This is a genomic window from Streptomyces sp. NBC_00659, assembly GCF_036226925.1.
GTDB lineage: Bacteria > Actinomycetota > Actinomycetes > Streptomycetales > Streptomycetaceae > Streptomyces.
Window position 1 is genome coordinate 2,527,218 of the sequence record NZ_CP109031.1, and the last position, 12,167, is coordinate 2,539,384.

12 protein-coding genes are annotated in these 12,167 nt (G+C 70.5%); 5 read left to right on the forward strand and 7 right to left on the reverse strand.

Annotated features, from left to right (window positions below; translation table 11 throughout):
• Positions 1-253: 253 nt before the first annotated feature.
• The 5 genes from OG410_RS10950 to OG410_RS10970 form a co-directional block, all read right to left on the reverse strand.
• A complete protein-coding gene (locus tag OG410_RS10950; protein ID WP_329298943.1) occupies positions 254-1,174 on the reverse strand; it encodes an SCO1860 family LAETG-anchored protein in 921 nt (306 codons plus the stop codon).
• A 298-nt stretch (positions 1,175-1,472) separates the two neighbouring features.
• Positions 1,473-2,564 carry an amidohydrolase family protein gene (locus OG410_RS10955; protein ID WP_329298944.1) on the reverse strand — a complete coding sequence of 364 codons (1,092 nt, stop codon included), beginning with the start codon at positions 2,562-2,564 and terminating at the stop codon, positions 1,473-1,475.
• A gap of 134 nt (positions 2,565-2,698) precedes the next feature.
• Positions 2,699-3,487 (reverse strand): amino acid ABC transporter ATP-binding protein, encoded by a 789-nt coding sequence (locus tag OG410_RS10960; RefSeq protein ID WP_329298945.1) that lies wholly within the window; start codon positions 3,485-3,487, stop codon positions 2,699-2,701.
• On the reverse strand, positions 3,484-4,317 hold the full coding sequence (locus OG410_RS10965; protein ID WP_326788536.1) for an amino acid ABC transporter permease: 834 nt from the start codon (positions 4,315-4,317) through the stop codon (positions 3,484-3,486). Before OG410_RS10965 ends, OG410_RS10960 begins: the two co-directional genes overlap by 4 nt.
• Entirely contained in the window at positions 4,314-5,159 is an 846-nt protein-coding gene (locus OG410_RS10970) for a transporter substrate-binding domain-containing protein (RefSeq protein WP_329298946.1), read from the reverse strand. The genes OG410_RS10965 and OG410_RS10970 overlap by 4 nt, the downstream gene beginning before the upstream one ends.
• Positions 5,160-5,335: 176 nt before the next feature.
• Here OG410_RS10970 and OG410_RS10975 point away from each other — a divergent pair, with 176 nt between their 5' ends.
• The 5 genes from OG410_RS10975 to thpD all read left to right on the forward strand — a co-directional run bounded on the left by OG410_RS10975 (position 5,336) and on the right by thpD (position 10,122).
• Positions 5,336-6,436 carry a pyridoxal-phosphate-dependent aminotransferase family protein gene (locus OG410_RS10975; RefSeq protein WP_329304086.1) on the forward strand — a complete coding sequence of 367 codons (1,101 nt, stop codon included), beginning with the start codon at positions 5,336-5,338 and terminating at the stop codon, positions 6,434-6,436.
• A gap of 464 nt (positions 6,437-6,900) precedes the next feature.
• Positions 6,901-7,440, forward strand: coding sequence for a diaminobutyrate acetyltransferase (ectA, locus tag OG410_RS10980; protein ID WP_328453868.1), 540 nt, complete (start codon positions 6,901-6,903; stop codon positions 7,438-7,440).
• Positions 7,441-7,493: 53 nt separating this feature from the next.
• A complete protein-coding gene (gene ectB / locus OG410_RS10985) occupies positions 7,494-8,765 on the forward strand; it encodes a diaminobutyrate--2-oxoglutarate transaminase (protein WP_329298947.1) in 1,272 nt (423 codons plus the stop codon).
• A gap of 57 nt (positions 8,766-8,822) precedes the next feature.
• Entirely contained in the window at positions 8,823-9,227 is a 405-nt protein-coding gene (locus OG410_RS10990; RefSeq protein WP_329298948.1) for an ectoine synthase, read from the forward strand.
• Between the two features lie 7 nt (positions 9,228-9,234).
• A complete protein-coding gene (thpD, locus tag OG410_RS10995) occupies positions 9,235-10,122 on the forward strand; it encodes an ectoine hydroxylase (protein WP_329298949.1) in 888 nt (295 codons plus the stop codon).
• A gap of 70 nt (positions 10,123-10,192) precedes the next feature.
• On the opposite strand, the gene OG410_RS11000 is transcribed toward thpD, so the two are convergent.
• Both OG410_RS11000 and OG410_RS11005 read right to left on the reverse strand, forming a co-directional pair.
• Positions 10,193-11,245 carry an aminotransferase class V-fold PLP-dependent enzyme gene (locus OG410_RS11000; protein ID WP_329298950.1) on the reverse strand — a complete coding sequence of 351 codons (1,053 nt, stop codon included), beginning with the start codon at positions 11,243-11,245 and terminating at the stop codon, positions 10,193-10,195.
• Between the two features lie 124 nt (positions 11,246-11,369).
• Positions 11,370-12,089 carry a DsbA family oxidoreductase gene (locus OG410_RS11005; RefSeq protein ID WP_329298951.1) on the reverse strand — a complete coding sequence of 240 codons (720 nt, stop codon included), beginning with the start codon at positions 12,087-12,089 and terminating at the stop codon, positions 11,370-11,372.
• Between the last annotated feature and the right edge of the window lie 78 nt (positions 12,090-12,167).

Sequence of the window (12,167 nt, forward strand, 5' to 3'; positions counted from 1 at the left end):
GCTGCGCCCGTTCGGCCGCTCCGGCGCTTGGGGAGCAAGGGTTCAGGCGCCCGCCGGGGCGAGGCCACCGTCAGTCGGTCCCATCGGTCCCATCGGTCCCATCGGTGCCGGGGCAGGGCCACCCTCGCCCCGGGCCGTGGCGCCCGTCGGCCGCAGCACACCCGGTACGGCGGCCTTCGCCCCCGAGCCGCACCCGAGCCGCACCAGGGGCGAGCCGACCGTCAGCCCCCGCGGCATCGGGGCACATCGGCCGTCAGCTGCGGCGGCGACGGGAGACGGCGACCGCTCCGCTGCCCGCGGCGAGCAGCGCCACCGCGCCGCCGGCCAGGTACGGCGTCATCGAACTGCCACCGGTCTCGGCGAGTCCGCCCTCCTCGCGAGCGCCCTGCGGGCTCGGCTCGGCCGCCGGCTCGGCTGTCGGCTCGGCGGACGCCGAGGGCTTGGCCGGCGCGGCCTCCCGAGCGGGCGCGGCCGGTGACTCGCAGGTGGCCTTCGCCAGGGTCACCGTGCCCTCGACCTCGGCCACGTTCAGCTTCAACGGGTTGACGGACACGTTCAGTTCGAGCGCCGACGCGGCGGCCGTACGCGAGGTGGTCCCGGTCTTGGAGAGGTCGAGCCGCACCTCACCGACCCCCGGCACCTTCACGTGCGTCGGGCCGCCCGTCGTCAGGGTGACCTTCTTGCCGAGAACCTTGACCGATCCCAGCAGGTTGGCGGTGGCGACGGGCTTCTTCCCGGCCTCGCAGGTCGCCTTCGAGGTCACGTCCTGGACCTCGATGAGCGACAGCAGCGGCAGCCCGGGGACATGGACGGCGGCGTGCGCGAGGCGGGTGGAGCCCTCGGCCTTCTCCGCGGAGACGGTGGCCTCGGCGGTGGCGACGTCCGCGCGCAGCACGCTGAACGGACGTCCGTGGTCGACGCCGTCCAACTCCGCGGTGAGCGCGGTCTTCTCGGCACTCCGCGGTGCCTGCACCTCGTTCAGGGAGACCTCGAGCGGGACGTTCACGGTCTTGTTGAGGAGGGACACGTCGAGTCCGGTGCGGAGCACGACGGCGCTCGCGCGGCCGTGGCCGTGGCCGTCACTCGCGTGCGCGGAGCCCGCGCCGGCCAGCGCGGCGGGACCCGCGGCGAGGACGGTGGCGGCCGCGGTGACCGCGAAACGGCGTGCGGGCATGCGGTGGTTGATGCTGTTCAAGGGTGGGACCCCCCTAGGAGAAAGCCTGGGACCCGGAAAGAATTACGCACTGAGAGTGAACAGTCAGGCACCTGAAGTGAGTTCACTCCATCGTGGGCTCTCCGCACGCGCCTTCGAATCCTTGGGCACGGTTGTTCTCCCCTGTCACTCGCTCACCCCATGAGGACGAACGCGCTGGTTGACGCCGCGGCTGGTGCGCGGTCGGCACGCCGGAGCGCCCGATGGTGCTCAACGAGCACGGCGCCCCGGCCGTCACGCTCCGTCAACCACGCCCGCCTCAGCCGACGATCCGCCCGTTCAGGACCACCCGTCGCGGATCCGCCAGGACCCGTACGTCGTCGCGCGGGTCCCCTGCGTAGACCACGAGGTCCGCCGGCGCCCCCTCGTCGAGACCGGGCCGCCCGAGCCAGCGCCGGGCGCCCCAGGCGGTGGCCGAGAGCGCCTCGACGGGCGGGATGCCGGCGGTGACGAGCTCGGCGACCTCGGCGGCGACGAGGCCGTGCGCGAGGGAGCCGCCCGCGTCGGTGCCCACGTAGACGGGGATTCCGGCGTCGTACGCGGCCCGCACGGTGTCGTAGCGACGCTCGTGGAGGCGTCGCATGTGCGCGGACCACTGGGGATACCTGGCCTCGCCGCCGTCCGCGAGCCGCGGGAAGGTGGCGATGTTCACGAGGGTCGGGACGATGGCGACACCGCGCTCGGCGAAGAGCGGGACGGTGTCCTCGGTGAGGCCGGTGGCGTGCTCGATGCAGTCGATGCCCGCCTCGACCAGGTCGCGGAGCGAATCCTCGGCGAAGCAGTGCGCGGTGACCCGGGCGCCGAGCCGGTGCGCCTCGGCGATCGCCGCCTCGACGGCCTCGCGGGGCCAGCAGTCGCTCAGGTCGCCGGTGCCGCGGTCGATCCAGTCCCCGACGAGCTTGACCCAGCCGTCGCCGCGCCGGGCCTCCTGGGCCACGTACGCGACGAGGTCCTCGGGTTCGATCTCGTGGGCGTAGTTGCGGATGTAACGGCGGGTGCGGGCGATGTGCCGGCCCGCGCGGATGATCTTCGGGAGGTCGTCGCGGTCGTCGGTCCAGCGGGTGTCGGAGGGCGAGCCGGCGTCCCGGATCAGGAGGGTGCCGGCGTCGCGGTCGGTCAGCGCCTGCTTCTCGGAGACGTCCGCGGGGACCGGCCCGTGGGCGTCGAGCCCGACGTGGCAGTGCGCGTCGACCAGGCCGGGCAGCGCCCAGCCCTCGACGGTGCGGACGTCACGGGCGCCGCCGGGGCGCTCGTACGAGATCCGGCCGCCGACGACCCACAGCTCGTCGCGGACGTCGTCGGGCCCGACGAGGACCCGCCCCTTCACGTGCAGTACCGGGTGATCGCTCATGTCACGCACCTTAGTGAGGCAGCCCGCTCTCCCCGCTCCCCCGGTCCGCTCTCAACCGGCCTCACCCGGCCGCCACCCGCCAAGTCCCGCCAGGTCCCGCCCGCCGGTCCTGCTCCGGTCCCGCCCGGCCGGTCCTACTCCGGGTCCGCGGTGTCCGGTGTCTCCTCCTCGACGTCCGCCATCGCCGGGTCGAGCAGCCGGGACAGGAAGTGCCGTGTCCGCTCGTGGGCCGGATTGCCGATGACCTGCGCCGGGACACCGTCCTCGACGATCACACCGCCGTCCATGAAGACGACCCGGTCGGCGACCTCGCGCGCGAAGGTCATCTCGTGGGTGACGACCATCATCGTCATGCCCTCGTCGGCGAGCATCCGCATGACGGCGAGGACGTCACCGACGAGTTCGGGGTCGAGCGCCGAGGTCGGCTCGTCGAAGAGCATCACGTCGGGGCCCATGGCGAGCGCGCGGGCGATCGCGACGCGCTGCTGCTGGCCGCCGGAGAGCGAGGCCGGATAGGCGTCCGCCTTCTCCGCGAGGCCCACCCGGGCGAGGTTCTCGGCGGCGGTCCGGGCGGCCTCGTCCTTGCTCCGCCTCAGCACCCGGCGCTGCGGCAGCGTGAGGTTCGCGGTCACCGACAGATGGGGGAAGAGGTTGAACTGCTGGAAGACCATGCCGATACGGCGGCGTACGGCGTCGATGTCGACGTCGGGGTCCGTGACCTCCGTGCCGCCCACGAACACCTGGCCCTTGGTGGGTTCCTCCAGAAGGTTCACACAGCGCAGCAGGGTCGACTTGCCGGAGCCGGAGGGGCCGATGACACAGACGACCTCGCCCCGGGCGACCTCCAGGTCGATGCCGCGCAGGACCTCGTTGTCGCCGAAGGACTTGTGCAGGTCCTTCACCTGGATCTCGGGTGTGCTCACTTGGACACCTCCCCCGACTTCGCTTCGAGACGCCGTACGACGAAGCCGAGCGGGATCGTGACGAGCAGGTAGCACAGGCCCGCGACCAGGATCGGCGTGGAGTTGGCGGTCGTGCTGGCCAGGTCGCGGCCGTACTTGGACAGTTCGCGCTCCTCCAGGGTGACACCGAGGAACAGCACCAGCGAGGAGTCCTTGAAGAGGGTCACGAGTTCGTTGGTGAGCGGCGGGAGGATGATCCGGAACGCCTGCGGGACGATGATCGAGACCATGGCCCGCGCGTGCGAGAAGCCCAGCGAACGGGCCGCCTCCATCTGCCCCTTGGGCACGGCCTGGATGCCCGCGCGGAAGGTCTCGGCCATGTACGCGGCCCCCACCAGACCGAGCGCGATGGCGACCTTTCCGTACGTTCCGCCCGGGATCTCCGTACCGGGGAACGCGAGCGGCACCGCGACGCCCACGAAGATGAAGATCACCAGGGCGGGCAGCCCGCGGAACACTTCGATGTAGATTCCGGCGAACCAGCGGTAGGGGCCCACCGAGGACAGGCGCATCAGGGCGATGACGATGCCCAGCACGAGACCGACGACGAAGCCGAACGTCGTGTAGAGGACGGTGTTCTTCAGTGCCAGCGTGATGACTTCCGGGAACATCTGCTTGACCAGGTCCCACTGGAAGAACTGGTTCTGCAGACGGCCCCAGTCCGCCGTGACCGCGAAGGCGATCACGACGGCGGCGAAGACGACGTACTGCGCGCCGCGCGAGAGCGAGCGCTTCCGGCGCCGGCTCAGGCCGGACCTGCGGGGCTGGACGGGTGCACCGGCATCACTCATGAGGCGGACGGGGAGGCCGCGGCCGCGTCGTACGGGCCGATCCACTTCTCGTAGAGCTTCTTGTAGGTGCCGTCGTCCTTCGCGTCCGCGAGGGCCTTGTTGATGGCGGCGACGAGCTTGGTGTTGCCCTTCTTCACCGTGAAGCCGTACTGCTCACCGGTGTTGATGTTGTCGGCCACCTCGAAGGCGTCGGCGTTCGCCTTGTCCTTGAGCCAGCCCTGGACGACCGGGTAGTCGATGACGACGGCCTGTACCTGACCGCTGCGCAGTCCGCTGAGGACCGCGTCGGAGGACTCGAAGGAGACCGGGTCGAAGCCCTGCTGCTTCGCGTAGTCCTCGCCGGTGGTCTGCGCCTGGGCGCCGAGCTTCTTGCCCTTGGCCTTGACGTCGGCGAGGGAGGTGATCCCGCTGTTCTTGTCGACCAGGACGGCCTGGGTGGCGTCGAAGTACGGGTTGGAGAAGTCGACGTTCTTCTTGCGCTCCTCGGTGATCGTCATACCGGCGGCGGCGAGGTCGCACTGGTCGGAGTTGAGGAACGCGCCCGTCTTGAAGTTCTCGAAGGGCGTGTCGACGATGGCCTGCTTCACGCCCAGGTCGTCGGCGACGAGGTCGATCAGCGACACGTCGAAGCCCTGCACCTTGCCGTCGATCTCCGACTGGAAGGGCGGGTACGGCAGATGGGTGCAGGTGGTGAGCTGACCGCTCTTGACCAGCGGGACCCCGCTCGCGGTCGTGGTCTTGCCGCCTCCGCTGTCCGAGGAGCAGCCGGCCACGAGCAGCAGCCCGGCCGTGGCGGTGGTGGCGGCCAGAACACGGGTCCGGCGTCCGGGGACCGAGTACACGGGGACCTCCAGTGGGGGGAAAAGAGGGTTCTGATTATAAGGAAAGGTTTGGGTCGCTCAAATCAATCCGATGGCCGCTGGGCCGTCTGGCCTCAGAATTCGCCGGTCCGGGTACGCGGGGGCCGCCGGTTACGCTCTGATCGTCGACCCCACCCGTGAGCGAAGAGAGCACCGCCGTGACCCACCCCTTCCTTGACCTGGCGCCGCTGAGCGCCGCCCGCTTCGCGTCGATCGAGGACCGTGTGGCCCGGCTGCTCGGCACCGCGCAGGACGTCGTGATCATGCAGGGCGAGGCGCTGCTCCCCCTGGAAGGAGCCATCCGGGGCACCGCCGGTCCGGGCACCACCGCGCTGAACGTCATCACCGGCCCCTACGGCCAGACGTTCGGGAACTGGCTGCGGGACTGCGGGGCCACCGTGATCGATCTGGCCGTGCCGTTCCACACCGCGGTCACCGCCGGACAGATCCGCGAGGCCTTCGCCGAGCACCCGTCGATCGACTTCGTGTCGCTCGTGCACGCCGAGGCCGCGACCGGGAACACCAACCCGGTGGCGGAGATCGGCGAGGTCGTACGCGAGCACGGCGCCCTCTTCTATCTGGACGCCGTCGCGTCGATCGGCGCCGAGCCGGTGCTGCCGGACGCCTGGGGCGTGGACCTGTGCGTGATCGGGGCACAGAAGGCGATGGGCGGTCCCGCCGGGGTGTCGGCGGTGTCGGTGAGCGAGCGGGCGTGGGCGCGGATGGCCGCGAACCCCGCCGCGCCGCGCCGTTCCTACCTCTCCCTGCTGGACTGGAAGGAGCGGTGGGTCGACGGCGGCCGTACGGCGCTGCTCCATGCGCCGGCCCAGCTGGAGATGCTGGCACTCGAGGCCTGTGTCGAGCGGATCGAGGTCGAGGGCCTCGACGCGGTGATGGCCCGTCACGCCTCGGCCGCCGCGGCCACCCGGGCGGGAACGGTGGCCCTCGGCGGCGGCCTGGCCCCGTACGTGGACGCCGCCCGTGACGCGGCACCCGTCGCCACCACCCTGCGCGTGCCCGAGGACGTCGACGCGTCCGCGGTGGTCGCGAAGGCACTGGCCGCGGATCCCGCGCTGCCGCTCGCCGCGGGCGGCGGCGCGCTCGCGCAGTCGATGATCCGCGTGAACCACTACGGCCCCGACGCCACAAGGAACGCCGTCCAGGCCGGCCTCGCGGGGCTCGGCGCGGCACTGGCGGAGTCCGGCTTCCCGGTGGACCTGGAGGGAGCGCGCCGGGCCGTGGCCCTGGCCTGGGGCTGATCCGGAGAGGACCGGCGGGGGCGTCCGCGCGTCCGCCGGGCCACCGGACGGGAGCGTGTGCGCCTCCGCCGGGTCACCGGACGGGAACGCGTGCGCGTCGCACCCGCGATGGCGCGGGAATTCCAAATCCACTCCCCCGTTCATCCTGCCGTCAATTCGGACCCGAATTCCTTCGGTAATTCCTTCGGTGCAGCTTCCCGCATTCTCCTGCCCGTTCTCTCCTCGCCTAAACGCAAAGATTTTGCGAACACGAGGAGGTGGGATTCGGGGAGGTCTCCTGCACATTTCATTCCTGTGACGCACTCCACAATGCGTCCGTTTTCTGTGGTATTTTCTGGGCGAAGCAACCCATAAAGTCACTCTCTTCGGTGATCTTTCACGGGCGCGTGATAACACATGACCGCGTCGCGCGTAACCCCGTCCGACGATGCAATCCGAACTTTCCGTCGGTAAATTCAACCCGCATGACCGTCGCCCAAGCAGACCTGTCAGCGGAATTCCTGGAAATGCCGGAAGGCCTTCGGATCGACCGTCCGGAGGTGGCCGACGGGGCCGCCCTCTGGCGTATCGCCAAGGACTCCCGGACCCTCGACCTGAACTCCTCCTACAGCTACCTGCTGTGGTGCCGTGACTTCGCCGGCACCTCGGCGGTGGCGCGCGACGCCGAGGGGCGTCCCGTCGGTTTCGTCACCGCATACGTGCGCCCCGAGCGCCCCGAGACCCTCCTCGTGTGGCAGGTGGCCGTCGACGCGGCGCACCGCGGCCGCGGGCTGGCCGCGCGGCTGCTCGACGGGCTGACCGCGCGGGTGGCCGCCGAACGCGGGCTGTCCGTCCTCGAGACCACCATCACGCCGGGCAACACCGCCTCCGAGCGCCTGTTCACCTCGTACGCGAGGCGTCGTGGCGCGGCCGTCGAGCGCGAGGTGCTGTTCGAGACGGGCCAGTTCCCCGACGGGCCGCACGACCCCGAAGTGCTGTACCGCATCGGCCCGTTCTCCGTCTGAACCCCCTCCTTCCTCCCCTCCCCCCACACCCACGCTTCGAGGAGCGAATCGCCTTGACCATCACCCAGCCGGACCTGAGTGTTTTCGAGACCCTGGAGTCGGAGGTCCGCAGCTACTGCCGCAACTGGCCCACCGTCTTCGACCGGGCCCGGGGCAGCCGCATGTACGACGAGGACGGGCACGAGTACCTCGACTTCTTCGCCGGCGCCGGATCCCTGAACTACGGGCACAACAACCCCGTGCTCAAACGGGCCCTGATCGACTACCTGGAGCGCGACGGTGTCACCCACGGGCTCGACATGTCGACAGCCGCCAAACGAGGCTTCCTGGAGACCTTCCAGAACCTGGTACTGCGGCCGCGCGACCTGCCGTACAAGGTGATGTTCCCCGGTCCGACCGGCACCAACGCGGTCGAGTCGGCGCTGAAGCTCGCGCGGAAGGTGAAGGGGCGCGAGGCGATCGTGTCGTTCACCAACGCCTTCCACGGGATGTCGCTCGGCTCGCTCGCCGTGACCGGCAACGCCTTCAAGCGGGCGGGTGCCGGCGTCCCGCTGGTGCACGGCACCCCGATGCCGTTCGACAACTACTTCGACGGCCGGATACCGGACTTCCTGTGGTTCGAACGGCTCCTGGAGGACCAGGGTTCGGGGCTCAACCAGCCCGCCGCGGTGATCGTCGAGACCGTGCAGGGCGAGGGCGGCATCAACGTCGCGCGGCCCGAATGGCTGCGCGCCCTGGCCGACCTGTGCCGGCGCCGCGACATGCTGCTGATCGTCGACGACATCCAGATGGGCTGCGGGCGGACCGGCGCGTTCTTCTCCTTCGAGGAGGCGGGGATCGTGCCCGACATCGTGACCGTGTCCAAGTCCATCAGCGGGTACGGGCTGCCGATGTCGCTGTGCCTGTTCAAGCCCGAGCTGGACATCTGGGAGCCGGGCGAGCACAACGGCACCTTCCGCGGCAACAACCCGGCGTTCGTCACGGCCGCCGCCGCCCTGGAGGCCTACTGGGCCGACGGGTCCGCTATGGAGAAGCAGACCCGCGCCCGCGGCGAGCAGATCGAACAGGCGCTGATCTCCATCACCGAGGAGAACCTCGCCGACGTCAAGGAGTACCGGGGCCGCGGGCTCGTCTGGGGCCTGGAGTTCAAGGACAAGGCCCGCGCCGGGCGGGTCGCGCAGCGCGCCTTCGAACTCGGGCTGCTCATCGAGACGTCGGGACCGGAGAGCGAGGTCGTGAAACTGCTGCCCGCCCTCACCATCACGCCCGACGAACTCGACGAGGGCCTGCGCACCCTCGAACGCGCCGTCCGCGAGACCGTCTGACCGGACGGCCGCACCCCGCAAGAAGCACGACCAGCACGAGAGAGGTATCGCACCAGCGTGATAGTCCGTTCGTTCAAGGATGTCGAAGGCACCGACCGGCACGTGAAAGCGGCGACCGGCACGTGGGAGAGCAAGCGCATCGTCCTCGCCAGGGAGAAGGTCGGCTTCTCCCTGCACGAGACGATCCTGTACGCGGGTACGGAGACGTCGATGTGGTACGCGAACCACATCGAGGCCGTGCTCTGCGTGGAGGGCGAGGCCGAACTCACCGACGAGGAGACCGGCGAGAAGCACTGGATCGCCCCCGGGACGATGTACCTGCTGAACGGCCACGAGCGCCACACCCTGCGTCCCAGGACCGATTTCCGGTGCGTCTGCGTCTTCAACCCGCCCGTCACCGGACGGGAGGACCACGACGAGAACGGCGTCTACCCGCTGCTCACCGAACCCGAGGAGGTGTGACAGACCGATGACCACACTCACCGATCCGTACCCCAGCCGCGCCGCCACCGAAGTGGCCGTGCCCCGACAGGACCCGGTCGTCTGGGGCGCGCCGGACGCGCCCGGCCCGATCTCGGTCCCCGAACTCCACTCCTACGAGCGCGACGGGTTCCTCTCCGTCGAGCAGCTCATCGGCGAGGACGAGGCCGCCGTCTACCGGCAGGAGCTGGAACGGCTCGTCACCGACCCGGCGGTCCGCGCCGACGAGCGCTCGATCATCGAGCCGCAGACGCAGGAGATCCGGTCCGTCTTCGAGGTGCACCGGATCAGCGAGGTCTTCGCCCGTCTCGTACGTGACGAGCGCGTCGTCGGCCGGGCGCGGCAGATCCTCGGCTCGGACGTGTACGTCCACCAGTCGCGGATCAACGTCAAGCCGGGCTTCGGGGCCAGTGGCTTCTACTGGCACTCGGACTTCGAGACCTGGCACGCGGAGGACGGTCTGCCGAACATGCGGGCCGTGTCCGTGTCGATCGCGCTGACCGAGAACCACGACACCAACGGCGGCCTCATGATCATGCCGGGGTCGCACAGGACGTTCCTCGGGTGTGCGGGGGCCACGCCGAAGGACAACTACAAGAAGTCGCTCCAGATGCAGGACGCCGGAACTCCCTCCGACGAGGCGCTCACCGGCCTCGCGAGCCGGCACGGCATCAAGCTCTTCACGGGCAGGGCCGGTTCGGCGACCTGGTTCGACTGCAACTGCATGCACGGCTCGGGGGACAACATCACCCCGTTCCCGCGCAGCAACGTCTTCATCGTGTTCAACAGCGTGGACAACGCCGCGGTGGAGCCGTTCGCGGCACCGGTGCGCAGGCCGGAGTTCATCGGGGCGCGGGACTTCACTCCGGTGCGGTGAGGTCTCCGGCGGGGTGAGCGGGAGACGGGCGGCCCCGGGGAGCGCGTGCTCCCCGGGGCCGTCGGCCGTGTCAGCCGGCCAGCACGTCCAGGAGACGGTCGACGTCGGCGGGTGTGTTGTAGAGGTGGAACGACGCCCGCAGGTTGCCCGCGCGGTCGGACACCGCGATGCCGGCCCGACCCAACTCGCCCTGCCGGTGGCCGAGTCCGGGCACGGAGACGATGGCGGAACCGGGCGCGGGCAGCGCCTCGTGGTCCAGTGCGGCCAGCCCGGCACGGAACCGTCCGGCGAGGGCCAGGTCGTGCTCGCGCACGGCGTCCACGCCGAGTTCCTCGATCAGGGCGAGGGAGTGGCGCATCCCGGCATGGGTGAACAGGGCGGGGCTGACGTCGAACCGGCGGGCGGAGTGGGCGAGTTCCTGCACCGGGCCGTAACAGGCGTCCCAGGGCCGCTCCGCGGCGACCCAGCCCGCGTACAGCGGGGTGAGCCCGCCGAAGTCCTCGGGCACCACGAGGTAGGCCGCGCCGTGCGGGCCCAGCAGCCATTTGAAGGTGGTGCACACGGTGAAGTCGTAGCCGTCCGCGTCGATCGGCAGCCAGCCCGCCGCCTGGGAGAAGTCGACGTAGGTGCGCGCCCCGTGGGCGCGGGCCGCCTCGCGCAGCGCGGGCAGGTCGGCGATCCGGCCGTCGGCGGACTGGGCGGCGCTGACCGCGACGAGCGCCGTGCCGGGCCGTACGGACTCGGCGAGCCGCTCCAGCGGTACGGCGCGCACCTTGAGGTCACCGCGGACGTGGAACGGGTTCAGCACGGAGGTGAAGTCGTCCTCGGCGGTGAGGACTTCGGACCCCGGGGCCAGCCCGGAGGCGACCAGCGCGGTCTGGGCCGCGACGGACGGGCCGGCCGCGACCCGGGAGGCCGGGACACCGGCCAGCCGGGCGAAGGAGGCGCGGGCCAGCTCGACGTCCTCGAAGAGGGAGTCGATCGGCCTGCCCGCGGCCCGCAGGGCCACCGCCTCGTGCAGGGCCGCTACGGTACGGGCGGGGAGCAGGCCGGTGCTCGCGGTGTTCAGAAACGTGTTCTTCGGGGCGAACTCGGCACGGACGAGGGTCTCGAAGGTCTCCATGGAACCACTGTGGGCCCGGACTGTTCTCAAGTCCATTGCGAAGTTTTACGCGGTTTCCCCAAGCAGCGCTTATGAATGGGCCCCGACCTGCGTCTTCCGGCGCCGGGGCCCTCTCCCGCCCTTCTCAGTTCTGCGGAACGGCGCAGCCGTCCGGACCACAGGCCTCGGCGTCGGCGCCCTCGTCCTGGAGCAGCGTGAGCGGCGGACGCTCACCCCAGGCCTGGGTCAGCGCCTGGGCGAAGACCTCGGCGGGCTGCGCGCCGGAGACACCGTACGTGCGGTCCAGCACGAAGAAGGGGACGCCGTTCGCGCCCAGCTCGGCGGCCTCGCGCTCGTCGGCGCGGACGTCGTCGGCGTAGGCGGCCGGGTCGGCGAGCACCCGGCGGGCCTCGTCGGCGTCGAGCCCGGCGGCGACGGCCAGCTCCACGAGCCGCTCGTCGTCGCCGAAGACGGTCCGCTCCTCGGCGAAGTTGGCCTGGTAGAACAGGCCTATCAGCTCGTCCTGGCGGCCGCGCGCCTTGGCGAGATGCAGCAGGCGGTGCATGTCGAAGGTGTTGCCGTGGTCGCGGTCCCGGGTGCGGTACGCGAGTCCCTCGGCGGCGGCCTGCGTGCCGAGGTTCTCCTCGCCCGCCTGCGCCTGGGCCTCGCTCATGCCGTACTTCTTGGTGAGCATCGTGAGCACCGGCTGGATGTCGCCCTTGGCGCGGCCGGGGTCCAGCTCGAACGAACGGTGCACGACCTCGACCTCGTCACGGTGCGGGAAGGCGTCGAGCGCCTTCTCGAAACGGGCCTTTCCGACATAGCACCAGGGACAGGCGATGTCGGACCAGATCTCGACGCGCATTCTTCGGCTCTCTCCAGGTCGTACGGATACGGGACGGTACGGGACACCCTCCAGGGACGTCGTTTAAGTGAACGTTCA